This is a genomic window from Nonomuraea sp. NPDC049158, from assembly GCF_040648335.1.
Classification (GTDB): Bacteria; Actinomycetota; Actinomycetes; order Streptosporangiales; family Streptosporangiaceae; genus Nonomuraea.
This window is the reverse complement of the sequence record NZ_JBEZDM010000023.1, coordinates 44,877-65,831: the sequence shown is the minus strand read 5'-3', so window position 1 is coordinate 65,831 and position 20,955 is coordinate 44,877. Positions and strand designations below refer to the sequence as shown.

Below are 20,955 nucleotides of genomic sequence, written 5' to 3'. Positions count from 1 at the left end.
ACCACGAACGCTCTAACCAGCGGTGACGAGATCCTTGGCCGGCGCCTCGGCGGCAGCCTCCTCCTCATGCCCCTCGACCGACAGGTTCGGCAGGAGGCGGTCCAGCCAGCGGGGGCACCACCAGTTCAGGCGGCCGAGCAGCACCATGGTGGCCGGGACGAGGAAGCCACGGATGATCGTGGCGTCCACCGCGACGGCCACGGCCAGCCCCACGCCGAACGTCTTGACCATCGGATCCGGATAGGCGATGAACGCGACGAACACCGCCACCATGATGAGCGCCGCCGAGGTGATCACCCGTCCCGTCGCACCCAGCCCCTCGGCGACCGCGCGGCTGTTGTCACCATGCTTGAGGTACGCCTGCCGTACAGACGTCAGCAGAAAGACCTCATAGTCCATCGAGAGCCCGAACAGCACCGCGAACAGCATCAGCGGCACATAGCTCTCGATCGGCACACTGAAGAAGATCGTCTGGAGGTACGAGGCGTTGGACGGCGCGTCCATGCCGACCAGCCCGCTCCCCAGGCCGAAGGAGAAGACCAGCGCCAGCGCGCCGAAGGCGGCCCCCAGGGAGACGAGGTTCATCAGCGCCGCCTTGATCGCGACCACCGGAGCGCGGAAGGCCAGCAGCAGCAACAGCGCGCTGAACAGCACGACCACCCCGATGACCAGCGGCGTCCGCTCGGCCATGAGGTCGCCCGCGTCCACCATGGCGGCCACCTTCCCACCCACGTGCAGCTCGACGCCGGGCACGGAGATGGCCCGGACGTCCCGCACCACCTGGGCGGATCGGGTGTCGCTCGGAGAGTAGTCGGGGATGGCCTGAATCATCACCGAGCGGCCCGAGGTGTTCACCTTGGCCGGGGCGACGTGCGCGATGCCGTCCACCGCGTCGATCTCCCGCGAGATCCGGTCCACGACGGGATCGGTGGCCTGCGCGACCTTGCCGGGCAGCGTGGCGATGACGATCAGCGGGCCGTTGCCGCCAGGGCCGAACCCGGTGGCCATGAGCTCATACGCGCGCCGCGAGTCCGACCCCTGCGCGCCGTACCCCGCGTCGAGGGGCCCGAGCTTGAGCGCCAGGGCGGGCGCGGCGAGGGCGCCCAGCACGAGCACGCTCGACAGCAGCGCCCGCCACGGCCGCCGCGCCACCCACGAGCCCAGACCGGCCCACCCGGACCCCTCGGGCCGCTTCCTGCCGAGGAACGGGATCCGCAGCGAGTTGACGCGGTGCCCGAGCAGTCCCAGCAGGGCGGGCACCAGCGTGACGGAGGTGAGCACGGCGCTCACCACGGAGACACCGGTGATCCACCCGAGCGTGCTGAGCAGCGGGAAGCCGCCGAACATCAGCGCGCTCAGCGCGATGATCACCGTGCCGCCCGCGAACACGACCGCGCCGCCCGAGCTCGCCACGGTACGCCGGACCGACTCCGCCACGCCCACACCGGTCTCCAGCAGCCGGCGATGGCGCGACAGCAGGAACAGCGCGTAGTCGATGCCCACGCCCAGCCCGATCATCGTGGCCATGATGCCCGCCTGCTTCGGCACGTCCACGACGTACCCGAGCAGGCCGATCACGCCCAGTCCCGCCGTGACGCTGACCAGCGCGGTGAAGATCGGCACCAGCGCCGCCGTCAGCGTCCCGAACGCGAACACCAGCACCAGCAGCGCGCACACCACGCCGATGATCTCGCTGGGCCCGGTCTTGATCTCCTTGTCGGCCGGGGTCGAGGCGTCCGCGGGCACGACCTCCAGCCCGGCGGCCCGAGCCGGGTCCGCGGCCTTGGACAGCGCCTGCGTGGTCTCGGCGAGCTTGGTGTTGTCGTGCCCCTCCATGCGCACGGTGATGAGGCCGATGCGCAGGTTCGGGGTGAGGCCGCCGCTCCGGCCCGGCGTATCGACCGCCACCACGTGCGGCATCGTACGAATGCGGTCCGCGGCCTGCTCCACGGCCCGCTTCCTGGGCTGGTCGATGAGCGTGCCCTTGTCCGAATAGAGGACGAGCTGCACGGTCCCGCCCGGCGCGAGGCCGGGGCCGAAGCCCGTGAGCATCAGGTCGTGCGCCCGCTGCGCGTCGGTGCCGGGGATCGTCACGTCGCTGCTCACCGGACGGCCGAGCGCCAGGCTGCCGCCCATCAGTCCGACTGCCGCGATCACCCATAACGCCAGCACGATCCGCCCGTGCCGCGCGCACCAGCCACCCAGTCGTCCAAGAAAGCGCGTCATCGCCAGATCCCCCAACTCGACGGCCGTCCTGTACGGTCGTACAGGACTACGTTAAACACGAAATATCCGGAAGGCTGTAGATCACGGGGAAATGAGATGATGAACACACCCGACGACACGCGTTCCCGGATTCTGGCCGCCGCCAGGGAGCTGTTCGCGACCCATGGCTACGCGGCCACCTCGCTGGCCGACATCGCCGCCGCCGTGGGCCTGACCAAGACGGCCGTGGCCTACCACTTCCATCCCAAGGACCGGCTGGCCGCCGAGCTCACCGCACCCGCCGGCGACGACGTCCTCGTCCTGCTGGACACCGACTTCGCGGGTGACAGGCAGGCGTTCGTCGAGGCGCTGGCGACCTTCGTGGTACGTCACCGCACAGTGATCCGCCTGCTGATGGAGGACATCGTCGGCGCCGACGACGCGCTGCCGGGCTCGCGGGGCGAGGCCATCAGGCCGTTCAGGGACGAGATCTTCGCCCGGCTCGCCGGCCCTGACCCCGACGCCGCTGCCAGGATCCGTGGCTGGGCCGTGATCGGCGCCCTGCAGTGGGGCGTCGTGCAGACGATGGACCTTCCCGAGGCGACGGTACGCGACCTGCTGGTCCGCACCGCCCTGGCCATTTAGCGGCCCGCCGCGTCCTCGGCGGCCCGCCCCGCCTGCTCCCTGACGGCGATCGCTTCCTCCGCGTGCGCGGGTTCCCCAGCCTGCCGGGACCACATCTGCAGCGTGTCACTGAGGTAGATCAGGTACATGGCCCGGTCGGGGTCGTCTGCGGACGCGGCCCGCACCGCCTGCCTTCCGACGGCGACCGCCTCCTCCAGATCCGCCAGTTCCAGCGTGTCCCCGAACCGCATCAACAGCGCGACCCTGAGGTTGTTCAGTGCCGAGGCCCGGTTGGGGTTGTCGGCGGCCATGACGGCCACGATGCGTCGCCACGCGTCCACGGCCTGGTCGGCGAGGAGCGGATCGTCAGAGGCCGCTGTCCGGTGCAAAAGGTCGGTGGCCAGATCCATGGCCTCGTCGAGCACATGAGGAAGGATCCGCTGCGGCAAGGGGCTGTCGTCATAGATCTGACAGCGGGCGAACGCCTCGACCGCCATTTCCTTCTCATCCGGGCTCTTCCCGTCGAGCGCCAGAAACCGGAACCAGTGGAACCAGCCCACCGTTGAGAGAACCGCGATGTCGGGCTGTCCGTCATCGTGGGCCGCGAACAGGCGGCGGGCGTGCTCGAGCAGCGCCGGATCAAGAGTGCGGGAGACGTCCTGATCGGCACTGACGCGGTCCAGGCACTCGGTCAGCATGGCCAGCGATCCATTTGCCAAGGGTTCTCTCCTTTGTCGGCTGTTATCCCGCTATTTCATGATGCCTCGTTCGACGATCAGCGACGGGTCACCGGCTAGAGGCCCAGCACCTCGCGTTCGACGTGATCGAGCGCCAGCCGTACCCCGCCCAGGGCGACGGACTCGTCGCCGAACGTCGAGGCGACCACCTCGGGCGCGCTCAGGCAGAGCTCGGCCAGGTGGCGGCGGAGCGGGCCGAGCAGCACGTCGCCCGCCCGCGAGTAGCCGCCGCCGATCACCAGCAGGTCGGGATCCACGGCCAGCACGAGCGCCGCGGCGCCGATGGCCAGGTTCTCGGCGTACCGGTCCACCCGGCGCGCCGCGAGCGCGTCACCCGCGCCCGCCGCCACGAACACCTCCGCCGCGCCGCCCTCCTTGCCCAACTCCTTCGCGCCCAACTCCTTCGCGCCCAACTCCTTCGCGCCCAGCTCCTTCGCGCCCAGCTCCTTCGCGGCGTCCTCCCAGCCGACCTGGCGCAGCGTGCCGATCTCGCCCGCGGCTCCCGACCGGCCCCGGTGCAGGCGCCCGCCGATGAGGATGCCCGCGCCCGGCCGGTGGCCGACCAGGATGTAGACGACGTCGGAGGCGTGCTGGGCGCTGCCCCGCCAGTGCTCGGCGAGCGCCGCCAGGTTCGCGTCGTTGGCGGCCAGCGCCGTACAGCCGAACCACCGCCCGGCCACCCCCGCCAGGTCCACGCCCGTCCACCCCGGCAGCGTGATCGACAGCGACACCCGCCCCGAGCGATCGACGATGCCCGATGTGCCCACCGACACGGCCAGCACCCGCGCCCGCGAGACGCCCGCGCCGTCGACGCAGGCCAGCGCGGCGCGGCGGGCCGCCGCCAGCCGCTCGGGCGCGGCGGCCTCCTCGGAGACGGCGACCCGCTCACAGGCGACGACCTCGCCGTTGAGGTCGGCCACCGAGACGACGATCCGCTCGCCGCCCACGTCGACGCCCACCACGTAGCCGGCGTCCGCCCGGAACTCGAACCGGCGGGCGGGCCGTCCCATGACCCCCTCGTCGGGCGGTACTTCCCGGACCCAGCCACGGTCCTTCAGCTCGTCGAGCACCGCCTCGACGGTCTGCCTGGACAGCCCGGTGATCCGGCCGAGCCGGGTCAGCGTGGACACGCCCTCGCGCCGCAGGGCGCTGAGCGTCGCCTGGGTGTTGACCTTGCGCAACAGCGAAGCGTCTCCCGGCCGGAGTTCGGTCAACTTTCGTGACCCTCTCTCATAACTTTCCTCTTGACGACCGACTCCGCGGATCCTAGCATCAGCCGACATACGGTAACTGGTTACATAAGTGGAGGCGTACATGGTGACTCTCGCCATCGTCGGCGCGGGTTCTCGGGGCACCTCCTACGCTCGCCATGCCGTCGAGTCCGGCGGGGCGCGGGTGGTCGCGGTGGCGGATCCGCTCGAGAGCCGCCGGGCCAGGCACCCCGGCGCGACGCCGTACGCGGACTGGCGCGAGCTGGCGGCGCTCCCCCGGCAGGCCGACGCCGTGATCATCGCGACGCAGGACGCCGATCACGTCGAGCCCGCGGTGCGGTTCGCCGAGCTGGGCTACGACATCCTGCTGGAGAAGCCGATGGCCGTCTCCGAGGAGGACTGCCGGGCGATCGTGGCCGCCGCCGAGCGTTCCGACGCGATCTTCGCGGTCTGTCACGTGCTGCGCTACACGCCCTATACCCGCGCGCTGAAGGCGCTGCTCGACGCCGGTCGGATCGGCGAGATCGTCAGCATCCAGCACCTGGAGCCGGTCGGCTGGTGGCACCAGGCGCACTCGTACGTACGGGGCAACTGGCGCAGGTCCGACGAGTCGACGTTCATGCTGCTCGCCAAGTCCTGCCACGACCTCGACTGGCTCGTACACCTCACCGGCCGGCAGGTCACCAAGGTGTCGTCATTCGGCGGCCTCCAGCACTTCCGGCCGGAGCACCGGCCCGAGGGCGCGGCCGACCGCTGCCTCGACTGCGCCGTCGAGGACACCTGCCCCTACTCGGCCAAGCGCATCTACCTGCCGCTGGCGGGCAAGGAGGCGTGGCCGCTGAACGTGGTCACCGACGACGTCTCCGAGCGCGGCGTCCTCGAAGCGCTCAGGACCGGCCCGTACGGCAGGTGCGTGTACGCCTGCGACAACGACGTGGTCGACCACCAGGTGGTGAACCTGGAGTTCGAGGGCGGCGTCACCGTCGCGTTCACCATGACCGCCTTCACCCCCGCCGCGCACCGGCAGACCCGGATCTTCGGCACCCGCGGCTCGATCGAGGGCGACGGCGACCGCCTCACCGTCACCGACTTCCTGACCGGCGGCACCGACACGGTCGACACCCGCCCCACGGGCGACGGCACCGCCGGCGGTGGGCACGGCGGCGGTGACGAGGCGCTGGTGGAGGCGTTCCTGACGGCGGTACGCACCCGCGACCGCGCCCCGATCCTCTCCTCTCCGAGCGAGAGCCTGCACAGCCATCTCATCGCCTGGGCGGCCGAGCGGTCCCGCCTGCGTGGCGAGATCGCGGACGTCACACCCGGGGCCGTCAGTCCGTAGGCGGAGGGGTCTCCACGGTGACCGTCGGCGTGGGCTCGGTCGGATCGGGACCGTCCTGGCCCGCGACACCGACGGTCACGACCACGGCGCCCCCAGCCTTGGCGCAACTCCCGGCCGCGACGCTCTGCGCGATCGCCACGTCCACCTGCGCGTCGTCCGTGACCACCTGGGTCTTGAAGCTCACGACGAACCCGGCGCCCCGCAGCGCCGCCCGAGCCGCCGCCTTGGGCTGCCCGACGACGGACGGCACCGTAGCCCCGTTACGGGCGACGACCAGCGTCACCGTCGCACCGCCCGAAACCCGGCTCCCCGCCCCCGGCTCGCTGGACAGCACCTGCCCCTCCGGCTTGTCCGAGCAGGTGCTCTTCGTCGCGCCGACCACCAACCCGGCCTTGGCCAGGGCCGCCTCAGCCTGCTTGAGCTCCACCCCGACGACCGCCGGCACCGCCAGCCCCGCCGACACCTGAAGCGAGACCGTGCTCCCCCGCGCCACCGTGGTCCCACCGCTGGGACTGCTGCCCAGCACCTGGCCGATCTTCCGCCGCGAGTCGACCTCCGTGACCTCCCCCACCACGAACCCGGCCCGCTTGATCGCCGCGACCGCCGCCGACCGCCCCATCCCGGCCACCACCGGCACCCGTACCCCGGCGAGTCCGACGGACGGTCCCTGGGTGGAAGGCACATGGCTCTGCCCCGGCTGCTCTCCCCGCTTGGTCCCGGCCCGATCGGGCGGGGACGTGGTCGCGGGCGGCTGGGTCGTCACGACCGACGGCCGGACGGCCGCCGCCTGCGGACGCGCCTCCTTCTCGTCCCTGAACGTCGGCACCAGCACGCTGACCAGCACGGCGCCGCTCACGAGGAGCGCGGCGGTGACCGCGAGCGCCGCCCGTCCCACCGCCTGACGAGTGCTCTTCCCTCGCTCGCCCGACAGCCCCACAGGACCGCCACCGGAAGAGACGGCGCCGTCGCCGGGAGAGATGGCGCCGTCGTGGGACGGACCGGCCACCCCGGCACCATTCCGCCGGACGTCCGACTCCGCGACGCCGTGCGGCCGGACGTCAGGTTCCCCGGCAGCGTTCGGCTGGGCGTCCGGCTCCCCGGCGCCCTGCCGCGGGACCGTCGGCGACCAGGACGCGACACCCTCCGGTGAGGAACCCGGCCACCGGTAGCCACCGGCCGCCCCCGTCGGCTCCGGCGCGGCCATCGGGTAGGGCGGCGGCAGCCGGTCCGGCCCTCCATGCGGCACCGACGGGGCGGGCGTCACCCGCAGGATGTGCGACGGCGGCGAGCGCAGCACCTCCGGCGGCGCGGAGCCGGCGTCGCCCAGCAGCGCCAGCAGCAGTTCCCGGCTGGTCGGCCGGTTCCTGGCGTCCTTGTCCAGGCACGCCACCACCAGCTCCCGCAACGACCCGTCCAGCCGCCCGAGCTCCGGCGGCGCGGTCAGGATGCGGTGCAGCACCGGCGCCACCGAGTCCTGCCCGAACGGGGCCGACGCGTTCGCCGCGAAGCACATCGTGGCGGCCCACGAGAACACGTCCGCCGCTCCCGTGAGCGCCGACGCGGTGATCTGCTCAGGCGCCATGTACGCGGGCGTGCCCACCCCCCGCCCGCTCACCGTGGCCGCCGCGTCCAACGCCCTGGCCAGCCCGAAGTCGATCACCCGTGGCCCGTCCGAGCCGAGCAGCACGTTCTGGGGCTTGAAGTCGCGGTGCACGATGCCCGCCCGGTGGATCGCCGCCAGCGCGGTGACCGTGCTCACGGCGAGCCGTTCGAGCGCCGCGCCACGGCGCGGCCCGGTGAGCGCCACCTCGCGCTGCAGCGACGGCCCGTCCACGTACTCGCTCACGATGTACGGCCGGCCGTCGTCGAACCCGGCGTCCATCACCTGGGCCGTGCAGAACCGCGCCACGTGCTTGGCCAGCTCCACCTCCCGCAGGAACGCCACCTTCTCGTCCCCCACGGGCCCGTGCAGCAGCTTGACCGCGTAGACGTCCTCGGCCCTCGTCCCGAGGTACACCACGCCCTGGCCGCCCTCGCCCAGACGCCCGGACAGCTCGTAGGCGCCGAGCCGCCGCGGATCCCCCGTTCTGAGTGGCTGTGCCGTTGGCACGGGGTTGCCTCCCCTCGCCGCCACCCACCTTCTGCATCCACTCTGCATCCAACTGAAGGCAACGGACGCCGGACAGTCAACGGTGATCGACGCAATGCCGCCTGACCGTGACACATCCCGTCAAGAATGTCGGGAGAGCGTGCCTGAATAGGTAATGTCCGTGTCACCCTGACGTGTCATCTTGATGACCACCTGGTCGGGCTCCGGCGTCGGGAACACCCGCAGCGTCCCCGGAACGCACCCCTCACCCTTGACCCGATCGAGCGCGAACACGAGCCGGCTCCTGATCGGACTCAGCCGCCCCGAACAACGCAACCCCGCCCCCCACCGCAGACCCGAGCCGCCGTCCGCCAACTCCATCACCACCGGGAAACCGGCCCCCGTGTCGGCCGACCCCGTCCACTGTCCGGCCAGCCCGGGACTTTGTGCCCCCCGCACCCAGAGCACGAACCCGGCCACACCCATGGCCAACCCGACACCGGCCACGATGACCTGCAACGCCCGTACCCGTGCCCGCCGCATCGCCTCGACCTCCTCCGGGGATCCGGGAAGCCTCCGACAGTACGGCAGTCTCAGATCAGCTGGGCGTACTGGTCGAGCAGCGGCAGGATCTCGTCGGCCGTTCCGCTGGGCAGACTGGCCACCGACTCCTCGATGCCCAGCTCGGCGTAGTAGTCGAGCTTCTCCCTGGTCGGCAACGTCCCGAAGGGGATGACCTTGGCCATCGGCCGCCCGGCCTTCTCGCAGGCGTCGCGCAGGGCGGGCAGGGCGGCCTTGATCCCCTTGCCGCCGATCGGGATCCAGCCGTCGGCCCACTCGGCGACGTGCGCGAACAGCTTCGGACCCGCCGCGCCGCCGATGTAGACGGGCGGCTCGGAGATCGGCTTGGGCCACGACCACGACGGCTCGAACCCCTCGAACTCGGCCACCTCGTCCCGCCACAGCTTCCGCATGGCCAGGACGTTGGCCCGCGCGACCTCGCGTCGCTGGTCGTACGGCACGCCGTGGTTCTCGATCTCCTCCACGTTCCAGCCGAAGCCGACGCCGACCACCACACGCCCGCCGGAGAGGTGGTCGAGGGTGGCGATCGCCTTGGCGGTCACGATGGGGTCGCGCTGGGCGGCGAGCAGGATGCCGGTGCCGACGACCAGCCGCTCGGTGGCGGCGGCGGCGAACGACAGCGCGATGAGCGGGTCCAGTACGCGCTTGTACTCCTCGGGCAGTTCGTCCAGCCCCATCGGGTGCGGTGTGCGCCGCGAGACCGGGATATGGGTGTGCTCCGGTACGTAGAGCGAGTGGAAGCCACGCTCCTCGGCTGCCTTGGCCAGATCCACGACCGGCATGCCCAGATCGGTGGTGAACATGGTGACACCAAGCCGCATACGACTCTCCTTGACGTCAACCAAGCGATTGCTCGGCTAAGATTTCTAGAGTAGCTTGCCGGTCAGAGAAGCGCCCCGCGGAAAGAGGTCTCCCGGTGAAGTTTTCCATCTTCCTGAATCCGCAGATTCCAGGCTCCGGATACGCGGCCGAGGAGAACGCCAAGGCCAAGCGGCCCATCGGACGTGACACGGAGTCGTACCAGAACCTGCTGCACGAGGTACGGGAGATAGCCGTCCACGCCGACCAGATCGGCTTCGACGCGCTGATGATGACCGAGCACCACTTCCACTCGGAAGGCATGGAGTTCTCGGTCAACCCGCTGATGTTCCTCACCGACCTCGCGGCCAGGACCGAACGCATCCTGCTCGCCCCGCTCGGCATGGTCCTGCCGGCCTGGGACCCCATCCGGGCGGCGGAGGACGTGGCGCTGCTCGACCAGTTCTGCAAGGGACGGCTCCGGCTGGGCGTGGCCAGGGGCTACCAGAACCGGTGGATGAACGTCCTGGGCCAGCGCTGGCACGCGGCGGCCGCCCGCTCCGACGGCTCGGCCTCCGACACCCGGAACTTCGACGTCTTCGGCGAGGTGCTGAAGATCATGAAGATGGCCTGGACCCAGGAGACACTCCGCTACAAGTCCGACGTACTGGACTACGAGGTGCCCTATCCGTTCGACGGCATCGAGGGCTGGCCCGCCTTGGAGTGGACCAAGACATTCGGCGCCCCCGGTGAGATCTCGGACGACGACAAGGTGCAGGCCATCTCGGTCTGCCCGCGGCCGTACCAGAACCCGCATCCCGAGCTGTGGCAGCCGTTCACGATCTCCGACCGCTCGGTCATCAGGGCCGCGCAGGAGAACATCCTGCCGTGGATGTTCACCCCGAACCCCGACGACCACGCCGCCAAGGCCAAGCTCTACCAGGAAGAGTCCGCCCGGCAGGGCCGCGAGTACAAGCTGGGCGAGCACACCGGCATCCTCAAGATCGTCGGCATCGCGGACACGACCGAGGAGGCGATCAACACCTTCGGCCGGAGCATCCCCAAGGACTTCGCCGCCTTCTTCGGCCCCTTCGGTTACCTGGAGGTGCTGCGGAAGAAGGAAGATGAGAAACACAAGCCCATCTCCCCCGAGAAGGGCGACGCCAAGCGCATGAACGACGTGGAGATGGCGCTGTTCGGCACCCCCGACGACGTCAAGCGCGGCATCCAGCGGATGCTCGACCGGATGCCCGACCTGGAATGGTTCGGCCTCTACATGCAGGGACAGCAGGGCGTGTTGCCACTCGACACGGTCAAGCGGAACCTGGAGATGTTCGCCACCAAGGTCATCCCGGAGTTCCAGTGAGATTCTGGCTGGGAGCCTCGTTCGCGGACACCGACCAGTTCCTGGAGCTGGCCAGGACGGCTGAAAGGTGCGGGTTCGACACGCTCACCCTGTCGGACCACCTCTTCTACGCCGACTTCGCGACCCCGTACCCCTACTCCAAGTCCGGCAAGCCCCGCTGGACCGCCGAGACGCACTGGCCGGACGTGTGGGTGACGATCGGCGCGATGGCCGCGGTGACCACCACGCTGCGCTTCGCCCCCAACGTCTACATCGCCCCGGCCCGCGACCTGTTCACCGTGGCCAAGCAGGTGTCCACGGCGGCGGTGCTGTCGCGGGACCGCGTTTCGTTCGGGGTGGGCGTCGGGTGGTGCGCGGAGGAGTTCGCCGCCACCGGCCAGGACTTCCACACGCGTGGGCGGCGGCTCAACGAGATGATCCCGGTGCTCCGGGACCTCTGGACCGGCGGCGCCGTCACGATCGACGGCCTGCCCGAGCTGTCCATCTCACCCACCCCCGCCGAGCCGATCCCGGTCATGGTGGGCGGCGACAGCGACGCGGCGCTGCGCCGGGCGGCCAAACTGGGCGACGGCTGGATCGGCAACCGCATCTACACGGAGGAGCAGCTCGACACCGTGCTCGACTCCTTACGGGGGTGGCTGGACGAGTACGGCAGGACCGGGCCGTTCGAGATCATCGCCCCGCTGGCGGTGCTACCGGACGCCGACACCTACCGGCACTTCGCCGCCAAGGGCGTCACCGGGACGATGGCCGCCCCGTGGTGGCTGGCCACCCCCGAGGAGAAGCAGCGGTACGGCGAGGGCACCCTGGAACTCAAGATCGCCACCATGGAACGCTTCGCGGAGGAGGTCATCGCGAAGATGTGACCCGCGGCGCGGCGGCTGTCTGTGAAAGCACGGCCCGGCCTGCTGGCGTCTGCCGGCTTAGCCGACCGTCTGTGCTGCTCGAAGGAGTGCCGGATCCACATCGGGAACGGCGAGCCTCGGGTTGTGACCCGCCGCGACGACTCTCATGACGAATCCGGCGGCCTCCTCCAGTTGCCGGGCGCAGTTGAGTCCACCGACCACCGCGGGCCGGGCACCAAGATCTTGGATAAGCGCCGCAGCGCGATCGAGAGCACGTGAGTCGTCGCCGCAGATCGCCACGACCGGCGCCGACTCCCGCGGACCCACGTAAGGCCATGAGGCTCCTGCGAACAGGTGCAGCCCCTTGACCACGTGCGCCTCGGGAGCCGTGTCCGCCACGAGTGTCGCCGCCGAGCCGGCCGCCGGCTTCAGCTCACAGGTTGTGTAGTCGACGGGGTTGGTGCAGTCGATCACGGCCTTGCCGGCCAGTGACCCCTCGGGAGCGCCGACGAGAGACAACGCCGCCCGCAACCCCTCCCAAGCGACCGCGACCACGAGCACGTCGATCTGAGTCGCGAGGCCTGCGGGGTCGACAGCCTTCGCCACCGGACCGATCTGGTCGGCGGCCGCTTTGGCGTGCAGGGGGTCGCGCCCTGTCACCAGAAGCGAGTGGCCTGCCGGAGCCCAGGCGCGGCCAAGCGTCACGGCGAGGTTTCCAGTGCCCAAGATTCCTACGTTCACAGCGATCTCCTCTGTCTCGAAGCTGTGCCCTTGAGACGCTACGAAGGGCGCTCCTACCGTTTGGTGGGAGAGCGAGGCGATACTGGGTTTCGTGCTCGAAGAGTCCTGCCAGACATTCATCTCCGACTGCCAGGTGCGCGCGGCGGCCGAACTCATCAGCCACGTTTGGGATCCTGTCGTGCTCTCGGCGCTGCGCCTGGGGCCGACGCGACGCAAGGACCTGCTCACAAGGATCGCGGGAGTCAGCGACAAGGTGCTGACTCAGGCGCTGGATCGTCTCCAGGCACGCGGGCTCGTCGTGAAAGTCAGCAGCGCCGACCCAGCGTCAGCGCACACAGGCGCGATCTACCGGCTCTCCACGCTGGGGGATTCGTTCGCCAATGGGCCCCTCGCACACCTCGCACAGTGGGCCGCCGACAACCAAGACGATCTCGTCGGCCGATCAACGACGTCATGACCATGGTGGCGTTCCAGGCGTTGTCATGAGGGGGCGGCTGGAGGCAGGCCCAGCTCGGCCATGGCCAGGTCGACCAGGGAGCCCGACACCTCGTCGACCGCCCCGATGCGTACCAGGGCGGCCAGTCCGAGGTAGCCGCCGTAGGCCGCCAGCACCCGCCTGCGCGCCTCCTCCTCCGACTGGCCGAGCTCCCGCAGTACCTCCTGCATGAATTCCAGGCGACGCCGGCTCACCCGCCGCACCACCTCGCCGACCAGCGGATCGTCCACCTCGCTGATCAGCCGGAACGAGATCGCCGCGTTCTCCGCGTCACCGAAGGCCAGGTCCAGCAGGGTCCGCATACGCGCCACCGGCCCGTCGAGCGACTCCAGCCGGGCGATGACCCGCTCGGTCCCGGCCTCCCACTGCGCCAGGGCCGCCTCGACCAGGGCTCGGCGGTTGGCGAAGTGCCAGTAGAAGCTGCCCTTCGAGACCCCGAGCCGTACCGCGACGGGCTCCACCGCCACCGCGCCCAGGCCACCCTCCGCGAGCGCCGCCAGCGCGGCTCTCGCCCAGTCGTCCGGCCCCAACCGCTCCGCCACTCCGCGCTTTCCTCGCTCAACCACCCGCGCCTCCTTCGCTCGAACCGCGCCCCGCTGACGGACGCCGTCCCGGTGCCGCCCTGAACCGTCCTCGTCGGACGGACGCCGCCCCCCGCTCCGCACGGAACTGTCACCCGGCGCGCGGAACCACCTGCCCTGCCGCACGGACCGCCCCGCACGGACCGCCCCACTCCGCTCCGACAGCCTGCCATACGGCGGCGTATAGTCGCCTCCATACGCAACCGTATGGAGGCCGCGAGCAGGCCCCGGACACGAGGAGCCCCCATGCCGACGCTGGTAGACGACTTCATCCCCCGCCCGGACGCGGCGGAGCGGCACTCGATCGTGATCAACGCCTCCCGCGACCGCGTCTGGCAGGCGATCACGCACCCGGACCCGCAGGACGTCCGCCTGGCCAAGCCGCTGATCGCCCTCCGGCGGCTGATCGACCGCTCCCCCACTGACCAGCCGAAGCGGAACCTGCCCAACTTCACCCCGCTGGCCGAGGACCCGATGCGGGAGCTCGTCGTCGGGACGGTCGGCCAGTGGTGGCGCCTGGGCCGCGCCGAGCGCACCCCGGCGATCGGCGACGTGGCCGCGTTCCGCGCCTTCGACCGGCCCGGGTACGCGAAGGCGACGTTCAGCTTCCTGCTGGACGACGCGGGCCCGGGACGCATCCGCCTGGTCACCGAGACCAGGGTCCTGGCCACCAGCCCGGACGCCCGCCGCGCCTTCCGCCGCTACTGGATCGTCATCCGCCTCGGCAGCGGCCTGATCCGCCGCGTCATGCTCTCCGCCATCCGGGCCCGCGTCTGACCCACCACGTCATGCTCTCCGCCATCCGGGCCCGCACCCGACACTCCACGCCATACTGTCCGCCAACCGAGCCCGCGCCTGACCGCCCGTGCGAGGACACGCGCACGACCATGGCCGGGCGCGCCGGTCGGTGAGGTGGGCGGGGCGGAAGCGCTCACACAGGGCGATAGCCTCGTGTCGTGCTGGATAAGATCGCGGCGACCCGTTATGTGACGCCGTTGCGCGAGGGCGGGTCGCTGCCGGGCGTTGTCGAGGCGGATGATCTCGGCACCTACGTGGTGAAGTTCCGGGGAGCGGGCCAGGGCCGTCGGGTGCTCGTGGCGGAGATCATCTCGGGCGAGCTGGCCAGGCGGCTCGGATTCCGTACTCCCGAGATCAAGCTGATCGACCTCGACCCGCAGATCGCCATCCGGGAGCCCGACGAGGAGGTGCAGGACCTGCTCAAGGCGAGCACCGGCCTCAACCTGGCGATCGACTTCCTGCCCGGCTCCCTCGGGTTCGAGCCGCTGACGTGGACGCCCGACCGGATGTTCGCCTCACGGGTGGTCTGGTTCGACGGCCTGATCCACAACGTCGACCGCAGCTGGCGCAACCCCAACCTGCTCGTCTGGCACCGCGACATCTGGCTGATCGATCATGGCGCGGCGCTCTGGTTCCACCACAACTGGCGGACCGCCGACCCGCGACGGCCGTTCGACGTGGGAGACCATGTGCTGGCGCCGTTCGCCGCCCACCTCGAGAGCGCGGGGGCCGAGCTGGCCGCGAAGATCACTCCCGAGCTCCTGGAGACCGTCACCGCGCTGGTACCCGACGAATGGCTCGACGACGAACCCGGCTTCGACTCGGCGCAGGCCGTCCGCGACGCCTATGCCGACCACCTGCTCCAGCGCGCGCAGGCACCGTACGAGTGGCTGAGACCGCCCGAGCCCACGGTCGGCGAACCCACGGGGCCGGCCTCCGTCGGCGAGTTCTGGCGGGGAGGCGACCGATGAGCAGGGACGTCTACGAGTACGCGGTGATCCGCGTGATGCCGCGCGTCGAGCGCGGCGAGCTGATCAACGCGGGCGTGCTGCTCTACTGCCAGCCGCGCGACTACCTCTGCGCGCGGGTCGATCTCGACGCGACCCGGCTGCGCGCCCTCGACCCGGCGGTGGACATCGACGGTGTGCGGCAGGCGCTCAGCGCCTATGAACTGGCCTGCGGCGAGGAGGCCGGACCGCTGGGCAAGGAGTCGCTCGGCGGAAGGTTCCGCTGGCTGACGGCACCGCGCAGCACGATCGTGCAGACCGGCCCGGTCCACGCCGGCCTCACCGCCGACCCCGACACCGAGCTGGCCAGACTCTTCGACAAACTGGTCCGGCCCTGACCCCAGACGGCCCTGACCCCAGACGGCCGCACCAGCAAGGTACACCGGACCGATATCCGCGCCTCACCGGATTTCGGGAGTGCGGCGTCGAGGACGCCGAGAATGGGCTCCGGCCGCGGTCAGGCTGGGTCGGGGGCGCAGGCGGTTTCGTGTGGCCGTCCGTCCTCGACCCTCGCGATGGGCTCGCCGACGAGATGTTGTAGCGCGCTCTGCAGAGAGTTCCGCGCCGAGGGGGCGAGGTCGGCCAAGAGCCGGTCCTCGATCGCCTCTATGTCGGCGCGGGCGGCTTTGAGGGCGTGGCTGCCTTCGGTGGTGACCTCGATGATGCGGGCCCTGCGGTCGGCGGGGTCCGGCCGGCGGCGCACCAGGCCAGCGCTTTCCAGTTCGTCGAGGATAAGGACCAGCTTGCTCTTGTCGACCGATACGGCCTGGGCGAGAGCGAGCTGGGAGCTGGCAGGGGCTTCAACGATGGCCATCAAGACCGTGTAGCCCCACAGGGTCATGCCGTGCTCACGTACGGCCGCGCTCTCGGCTGTGGCCAGGCCCTGCTTCAGCCGCGCGAACAGCCAGTGCAGGTCCTGGTGCAACCAGCTGCCGGGCGAGCCTTCCGGGGCGGGAGCGTTGGCCATGTCCAGCATGATACCAAACCCATATGTTCTTGACTTACAACTATCTTGCTTTATATTGATTGCGATTACAGACCATCTTGAATGTGAGGCAGTCTTGTGACGCATCTCCTGCATCTGGACGCCAGCGGACGCGGCGACTCGTTCTCGCGCAGGCTCGGCAGGACCTTCGTGACCGGCTGGCGGGCCACCCATCCCGACGGCATCTACACCTACCGCGACCTCGTGGCGGACCCGGTGCCACCCATCGACGAGAACCGGGTCCACCTCGCCACCCAGTCATCCGTGAACGGGGTGCGCGACATCGAGGCCATGGACAAGGTGGCCGCGACCGCCCCCGAACTGGCCAGGAGCTGGGCGGCCACCCGTCCGCTGGTGGAACAGCTCCTCGCGGCCGACGTCCTGCTGCTGGGCGTGCCGATGTACAACTTCACGGTGCCCGCCGCGCTCAAGGCGTGGATCGACCGCGTGACCCTGCCCTGGCTGCCGCTCAAGGGCAAGTCGGCCGTGGTGCTGAGCGCGCGCGGCGGGGGCTACGGCCCGGGCACGCCCCGCGAGCAGTTCGACTTCCAGGAGCCCTACCTGCGCGCCTACTTCTCCGTGCTCGGGCTGGACGACGTGGAGTTCGTCCATGCCGAGCTCACGCATGCCACGGTCATGCCCTTCCTCGCCCAGTTCCGCGACCAGCACGAGGCCTCCCATACCGCGGCGCTCGACGCGGTGCACGCCCTGGCGACCCGAGCCCGCGCCGAGATCCCGTCCGCAACCTGACTCGAGAGGAAATCGCATCATGAACACAGATCTCAACGGCCGCGTGGTCCTGATCACCGGCGCGTCGACCGGCATCGGAGCCGCGACCGCCCGCGCCTTCGGGCGCGAAGGCGCCCGGGTGGCGATCACCTACCGCAACAACCCCGACAGCGCCGAGAAGGTGGCCGCTGACGTGGAGTCCTCCGGCGGGCAGGCGCACGTCGTCCGACTCGACCTCGAAGACCTGCCCACCATCGACCAAGCCGTCGCTAGCGTCATAGAGCGCTGGGGAGGCATCGACGTCCTCATCGCCAATGCCGTGCGCTGGGGCGGCGACGGCCCGCCCGACCCCAGCCTCCGCTTCGAGGACGTCCCGCTGCAGGAGTGGGACGCGATGATCGGCGCCAATCTGATCGGAACCGCGGCCACGGTCCGCGCGGTCCTGTCCAGCATGCGCGCCAAGGGCTGGGGCCGTATCGTGCTGATCTCCTCGAGCGTCGCCGAGGAGGGCCTGCCCGGCCCGGGCCCCTACGGCACCGCCAAATCGGGCCTGTACGGGCTCGCCCGTAGCCTGGCCTGGAACGGCGGCCCGGACGGGATCCTGGTCAACGTCGTGGCACCGGGCTTCACCCTGACCGACAGCCGCCCCGACATCCCGGCTTTCGTCACCGACGCCCTCGCCGCCGCCACCCCCACCCGCAGGCTCTCTCACTCCGACGACGTGGCCAACCTCATCGTCTTCCTGGGCTCGGGAGCCAACGGCAACCTCACCGGCGAGGTGATCCGGGACGGCTCCGCCGCCGCGCGCGCACCGCACATCGGCGGATAGCAGCCCCAACCCGCACCACTCGAACGTGCTCCCCGCCCGGCCGGGCGGGCGGGGACTACCAGACGGCGGGCGAGCTGGTTGGCCACATGCGCGCCGCGGTCACGGCGGACCAGGTGCGGTCACAGGTCGAGCCCGCCGCCGAGCCCCGCGGCGGCAAGGGCGAAGGCGCCATTGCACTGACCGAGTCACCGTCACCCGCGGTCACACCTTGACCAGCGACTCCCAGATCCCCATCACCAAGATCATGGCTAGAACAGCACGGACATGAACGTGTCGACCTCGTGGAAGCCCACCTTCCGGTAGACCGCCCGGGCCGAGTGGTTGAAGTCGTTGACGTACAGCGAGACCACCGGAGCGAAGCAATCCAGGGCGGCGTCCACCACCGCGGCCATCCCGGCCACCGCGTGTCCCTGGCCGCGCAGCGCGGGGTCGACCCACACCCCCTGGATCTGGCAGGCATGGGGAGTGACCGCGCCGACCTCGGCCTTGAACACCACGCGCCCGTCGTCGATGCGCGCGTACGACCTGCCGATGCGGATCAGCTCGGCCACCCTGGTCCGGTAGAGGGCGCCACCATCGCCGAGGTTGGGTGAGACCCCCACCTCCTCGGTGAACATCGAGACGCAGGCGGGCAACAGCGTCTCGAACTGGTCCGGGCGGACCCGCCGGACCAGCGGGTCGGCGGGCACGGGCGACCTGCGCGAGGTGGCCATGACCGGCTGCGCCCAGCGGATGGTGCGGGCCCGGCCCCAGTACGGCTCCAGGCGCTCCCACAGCAGTGACACCGCGTCGGCGGGACCCACGATGGACGAGCAGCGGCGGCCCTGCTTGCGGGCGCGGTCGGCGAACGCGTGCACGGCTTCGGGGCCGGCGTTGACCGGCACCATGTTCGCCCCCGCGTAGCAGAGCGAGACGAGCCCGCCGCGCGGCCCGAACCCCCACATCTGCCCGCCCAGCCGCGCCGGATTGAGTCCGACGGTCCGCACCCGGGAGGAGACGAAGACGTTCGCGACCGGATCGAAGTCGAGCAAGGCAAGAGCTTCGTCCCGGTCGCTGTCATCGAGCACACGCGACGCCGATGTACGCAGCATCACATGGTCAGACTACGCGAACGACCACCGAATAGCTCATCTGGCGAGGAGCTCGGTGCGCCTTTCGTGACCTAGAGGGCTAAGGGCCGCCATATGGGCCGTTGGCTTGGGCGCCGGCAGTTTGTCGCAGTTGGCGGTGTGCCGCGGCACCGTGCCGTCGACCAGGTACGCGACCAGGTGGCGGTCCACGCACTGGTTCCCCGACAGCGAGGAGCCGTGGTTGCCGCCCGCGTCGACGACCATGCGGGCGCTCGGGAACAGTTTGCGCATGTTCAGGGCACCTTGGTACGGCGTCGCCGCGTCGTCCTTCGACTGGATCATCAGGATCGGGGGCAGCCGCTTGGACGCGTTGATCTTGACCGGAGTGCCGCCCGGCACGGACCAGAACGCGCACGGCGCGTTGTACCAGGCGTTGGACCAGGTGAGGAACGGCGCCTGCCGGTACACCCGGGTCATGTCCGTCCGCCACTTGTCCCAGGACTTGGGCCACTGGACGTCGCGGCACTGCACGCTCAGGTAGATGGCGTAGCCGTTCTCCTCGTCGGCGTCCGGCTTGCCGTACTTGTTGTAGACGTCGACCAGTGCCTTCCCGTCGCCCTGCCGCACGTACCTGGACCAGGCGGCGGCCAGGTCGGGCCAGATCCTGTCGGTGTAGCCGGCCACGGTGAACGTGTCATCGAGTTCGCTCGGGCCGACCACCCCGGCGGCCGGGCGGTCGTGCAGCCTGGAGCGCATCGCGTACCAGGCGAACGAGGTCTGGGTGAGCGAGCCGCCGAGCTTGTAGACGGCGTTGTTCTTGGCGGTCCAGGCCAGGAAGGCGCGGTGCCTGCGCTCGAAGGCGCGGTCCTGGGCCAGGTTGGCCTTGTACCAGACGCCGTCCGGGTCGACCGTGCTGTCCAGGACGAGGTGCTTGACCCGGTCGGGGAACAGCGTGGCGTAGACGGCGCCGATGTAGGTGCCGTAGGAGTAGCCGAGGAAGCTGATCTGCGGCTCGCCGAGGGCGGCGCGGATGCTGTCCATGTCGCGGGCGGTGTTCTCGGTGGTCAGGTGGGGCAGCAGCCACGCGTACTGGTCGCCGCACCGGCTGGCGTATTCGCTGGCCCGGCCGAGCAGGACCTTCTCGTCTTCCTCATCGCGCGGCACCGCGTCGGCCCTGGGCGCGGCGTAGTAGACGGCGGGATCGACGCAGTGCATGGCGGGCTCGCTGTTGCCCACGCCGCGCGGGTCGAAGCCGATGATGTCGTAACGGTCGGCGGCCTTCTGCGAGAGCGTCGCCGACACGTACTCGGCCAGCGACCGGCCCGAGGCGCCCGGCCCGCCGGGGTTGACCAGCAGCGGGCCCAGGTAGTCGCCGTCGCGCGGCACCTTGGCCTTGATCCGGTTGAGCGCCAGCGTGATCGACTGCCCCGTCGGCGCGTTGTAGTCGAGCGGCACTCGCACGGAAGCGCACTCCACACCGCTCACCGGGGCCGCGGACCGACTGATGACCGTCCCGGAATCGGCCGTCTCCGTCTTCGATGATGATGGCGTCGCCGCCGGGCAGGCCCCCCAGTCCAGTTCCGAACCCACGGCGCTCCCGGCGGCCACGGCGCTACTCGCTCCGCCGAGCACCGGCACCAGCATCGCCATCCCGACGATCACTCTTACGACCCGCTTCACACGGCCTCCCATTCGATTGGCAGACCGATGGTCTCTGAGTAGCCGAGTCATGACGCTGGGTATGGAAGAACGCTTACCATTCTGTAATCGCCCAATTGCCCGCCGTAACGCTGTCGCGGGCGGCCAGGGTGCCCGGTTTGCCCCGCGACTGGCCAAGAGTGCGCACGTCACGGCGCCGCACCACCTCCACCGGAGGAGCGTGTCCCTGGACAGGGCTCAGCCCGGTCGGCGTCTGGGGCCGAC

General features: G+C 70.4%; 21 protein-coding genes. 10 read left to right on the top strand and 11 right to left on the bottom strand.

Going from position 1 to position 20,955, the window contains the following annotated elements; genetic code table 11:
• Positions 1-12: 12 nt before the first annotated feature.
• Positions 13-2,226, bottom strand: a complete 2,214-nt coding sequence (locus tag AB0B61_RS37700; RefSeq protein WP_358442548.1) for an MMPL family transporter — start codon at positions 2,224-2,226, stop codon at positions 13-15.
• Between the two features lie 96 nt (positions 2,227-2,322).
• Between AB0B61_RS37700 and AB0B61_RS37695 the strand changes: the two genes are divergently transcribed.
• Positions 2,323-2,850, top strand: coding sequence for a TetR family transcriptional regulator (locus AB0B61_RS37695; RefSeq protein WP_358442545.1), 528 nt, complete (start codon positions 2,323-2,325; stop codon positions 2,848-2,850).
• Here the strand turns inward: AB0B61_RS37695 and AB0B61_RS37690 are convergent.
• The gene (locus AB0B61_RS37690; protein ID WP_358442542.1) at positions 2,847-3,548 is read right to left on the bottom strand and encodes a hypothetical protein; all 702 of its coding nucleotides are present in this window, start codon (positions 3,546-3,548) and stop codon (positions 2,847-2,849) included. The genes AB0B61_RS37695 and AB0B61_RS37690 overlap by 4 nt on opposite strands.
• Before the next feature lie 74 nt (positions 3,549-3,622).
• The gene (locus AB0B61_RS37685) at positions 3,623-4,780 is read right to left on the bottom strand and encodes an ROK family transcriptional regulator (RefSeq protein ID WP_358442539.1); all 1,158 of its coding nucleotides are present in this window, start codon (positions 4,778-4,780) and stop codon (positions 3,623-3,625) included.
• A gap of 100 nt (positions 4,781-4,880) precedes the next feature.
• Between AB0B61_RS37685 and AB0B61_RS37680 the strand changes: the two genes are divergently transcribed.
• The gene (locus AB0B61_RS37680) at positions 4,881-6,116 is read left to right on the top strand and encodes a Gfo/Idh/MocA family oxidoreductase (RefSeq protein ID WP_358442537.1); all 1,236 of its coding nucleotides are present in this window, start codon (positions 4,881-4,883) and stop codon (positions 6,114-6,116) included.
• Here AB0B61_RS37680 and AB0B61_RS37675 read toward each other — a convergent pair.
• The 3 genes from AB0B61_RS37675 to AB0B61_RS37665 all read right to left on the bottom strand — a co-directional run bounded on the left by AB0B61_RS37675 (position 6,106) and on the right by AB0B61_RS37665 (position 9,608).
• Complete coding sequence (locus AB0B61_RS37675; RefSeq protein ID WP_358442534.1) at positions 6,106-8,226, bottom strand: PASTA domain-containing protein; 2,121 nt, start codon at positions 8,224-8,226, stop codon at positions 6,106-6,108. The genes AB0B61_RS37680 and AB0B61_RS37675 overlap by 11 nt on opposite strands.
• Positions 8,227-8,346: 120 nt before the next feature.
• Entirely contained in the window at positions 8,347-8,748 is a 402-nt protein-coding gene (locus AB0B61_RS37670; RefSeq protein ID WP_358442531.1) for a hypothetical protein, read from the bottom strand.
• 50 nt (positions 8,749-8,798) lie between these two features.
• Positions 8,799-9,608: a TIGR03619 family F420-dependent LLM class oxidoreductase gene (locus tag AB0B61_RS37665; RefSeq protein WP_358442528.1), complete on the bottom strand. Its 810-nt coding sequence runs from the start codon at positions 9,606-9,608 to the stop codon at positions 8,799-8,801.
• 95 nt (positions 9,609-9,703) lie between these two features.
• Here AB0B61_RS37665 and AB0B61_RS37660 point away from each other — a divergent pair, with 95 nt between their 5' ends.
• Both AB0B61_RS37660 and AB0B61_RS37655 read left to right on the top strand, forming a co-directional pair.
• Positions 9,704-10,951: an LLM class flavin-dependent oxidoreductase gene (locus AB0B61_RS37660; RefSeq protein ID WP_358442525.1), complete on the top strand. Its 1,248-nt coding sequence runs from the start codon at positions 9,704-9,706 to the stop codon at positions 10,949-10,951.
• Positions 10,948-11,817, top strand: a complete 870-nt coding sequence (locus AB0B61_RS37655) for a TIGR03619 family F420-dependent LLM class oxidoreductase (protein WP_358442523.1) — start codon at positions 10,948-10,950, stop codon at positions 11,815-11,817. Before AB0B61_RS37660 ends, AB0B61_RS37655 begins: the two co-directional genes overlap by 4 nt.
• Before the next feature lie 57 nt (positions 11,818-11,874).
• Here AB0B61_RS37655 and AB0B61_RS37650 read toward each other — a convergent pair whose 3' ends face one another.
• Positions 11,875-12,537 (bottom strand): NAD(P)-binding domain-containing protein, encoded by a 663-nt coding sequence (locus AB0B61_RS37650; protein WP_358442520.1) that lies wholly within the window; start codon positions 12,535-12,537, stop codon positions 11,875-11,877.
• Between the two features lie 91 nt (positions 12,538-12,628).
• On the opposite strand from AB0B61_RS37650, the gene AB0B61_RS37645 reads away from it, so the two are divergent.
• Positions 12,629-12,994 (top strand): helix-turn-helix domain-containing protein, encoded by a 366-nt coding sequence (locus AB0B61_RS37645; RefSeq protein ID WP_358442518.1) that lies wholly within the window; start codon positions 12,629-12,631, stop codon positions 12,992-12,994.
• A 23-nt stretch (positions 12,995-13,017) separates the two neighbouring features.
• Here the strand turns inward: AB0B61_RS37645 and AB0B61_RS37640 are convergent, their stop codons facing one another.
• Entirely contained in the window at positions 13,018-13,599 is a 582-nt protein-coding gene (locus tag AB0B61_RS37640) for a TetR/AcrR family transcriptional regulator (protein ID WP_358442515.1), read from the bottom strand.
• Between the two features lie 261 nt (positions 13,600-13,860).
• On the opposite strand from AB0B61_RS37640, the gene AB0B61_RS37635 reads away from it, so the two are divergent.
• The 3 genes from AB0B61_RS37635 (at position 13,861) to AB0B61_RS37625 (ending at position 15,757) form a co-directional block, all read left to right on the top strand.
• Positions 13,861-14,391, top strand: a complete 531-nt coding sequence (locus tag AB0B61_RS37635) for a hypothetical protein (RefSeq protein ID WP_358442512.1) — start codon at positions 13,861-13,863, stop codon at positions 14,389-14,391.
• 179 nt (positions 14,392-14,570) lie between these two features.
• Positions 14,571-15,383, top strand: coding sequence for a HipA family kinase (locus tag AB0B61_RS37630; RefSeq protein WP_358442510.1), 813 nt, complete (start codon positions 14,571-14,573; stop codon positions 15,381-15,383).
• Complete coding sequence (locus AB0B61_RS37625) at positions 15,380-15,757, top strand: DUF3037 domain-containing protein (protein WP_358442507.1); 378 nt, start codon at positions 15,380-15,382, stop codon at positions 15,755-15,757. The genes AB0B61_RS37630 and AB0B61_RS37625 overlap by 4 nt, the downstream gene beginning before the upstream one ends.
• A 119-nt stretch (positions 15,758-15,876) precedes the next feature.
• Here the strand turns inward: AB0B61_RS37625 and AB0B61_RS37620 are convergent, their stop codons facing one another.
• Positions 15,877-16,386 (bottom strand): MarR family winged helix-turn-helix transcriptional regulator, encoded by a 510-nt coding sequence (locus AB0B61_RS37620; protein WP_357946461.1) that lies wholly within the window; start codon positions 16,384-16,386, stop codon positions 15,877-15,879.
• A gap of 96 nt (positions 16,387-16,482) precedes the next feature.
• Here AB0B61_RS37620 and AB0B61_RS37615 point away from each other — a divergent pair, with 96 nt between their 5' ends.
• On the top strand, positions 16,483-17,154 hold the full coding sequence (locus AB0B61_RS37615; protein ID WP_358442504.1) for an NAD(P)H-dependent oxidoreductase: 672 nt from the start codon (positions 16,483-16,485) through the stop codon (positions 17,152-17,154).
• A gap of 19 nt (positions 17,155-17,173) precedes the next feature.
• Positions 17,174-17,962 (top strand): SDR family oxidoreductase, encoded by a 789-nt coding sequence (locus tag AB0B61_RS37610; RefSeq protein ID WP_357946456.1) that lies wholly within the window; start codon positions 17,174-17,176, stop codon positions 17,960-17,962.
• A gap of 248 nt (positions 17,963-18,210) precedes the next feature.
• Here the strand turns inward: AB0B61_RS37610 and AB0B61_RS37605 are convergent, their stop codons facing one another.
• Both AB0B61_RS37605 and AB0B61_RS37600 read right to left on the bottom strand, forming a co-directional pair.
• Positions 18,211-19,053 carry a GNAT family N-acetyltransferase gene (locus tag AB0B61_RS37605; protein ID WP_357948106.1) on the bottom strand — a complete coding sequence of 281 codons (843 nt, stop codon included), beginning with the start codon at positions 19,051-19,053 and terminating at the stop codon, positions 18,211-18,213.
• 36 nt (positions 19,054-19,089) lie between these two features.
• Positions 19,090-20,712, bottom strand: a complete 1,623-nt coding sequence (locus tag AB0B61_RS37600) for an alpha/beta hydrolase (protein WP_358442501.1) — start codon at positions 20,710-20,712, stop codon at positions 19,090-19,092.
• Between the last annotated feature and the right edge of the window lie 243 nt (positions 20,713-20,955).

Bases quoted from the DNA above. Each gene is read 5' to 3' on its own strand.
- AB0B61_RS37700 (WP_358442548.1), bottom strand. From the start codon at position 2,226: ATGACGCGCTTTCTTGGACGACTGGGTGGCTGGTGCGCGCGGCACGGG.
- AB0B61_RS37695 (WP_358442545.1), top strand. From the start codon at position 2,323: ATGATGAACACACCCGACGACACGCGTTCCCGGATTCTGGCCGCCGCC.
- AB0B61_RS37680 (WP_358442537.1), top strand. From the start codon at position 4,881: ATGGTGACTCTCGCCATCGTCGGCGCGGGTTCTCGGGGCACCTCCTAC.
- AB0B61_RS37670 (WP_358442531.1), bottom strand. From the start codon at position 8,748: ATGCGGCGGGCACGGGTACGGGCGTTGCAGGTCATCGTGGCCGGTGTC.
- AB0B61_RS37665 (WP_358442528.1), bottom strand. From the start codon at position 9,608: ATGCGGCTTGGTGTCACCATGTTCACCACCGATCTGGGCATGCCGGTC.
- AB0B61_RS37635 (WP_358442512.1), top strand. From the start codon at position 13,861: ATGCCGACGCTGGTAGACGACTTCATCCCCCGCCCGGACGCGGCGGAG.
- AB0B61_RS37625 (WP_358442507.1), top strand. From the start codon at position 15,380: ATGAGCAGGGACGTCTACGAGTACGCGGTGATCCGCGTGATGCCGCGC.
- AB0B61_RS37620 (WP_357946461.1), bottom strand. From the start codon at position 16,386: ATGGCCAACGCTCCCGCCCCGGAAGGCTCGCCCGGCAGCTGGTTGCAC.
- AB0B61_RS37610 (WP_357946456.1), top strand. From the start codon at position 17,174: ATGAACACAGATCTCAACGGCCGCGTGGTCCTGATCACCGGCGCGTCG.
- AB0B61_RS37605 (WP_357948106.1), bottom strand. From the start codon at position 19,053: ATGCTGCGTACATCGGCGTCGCGTGTGCTCGATGACAGCGACCGGGAC.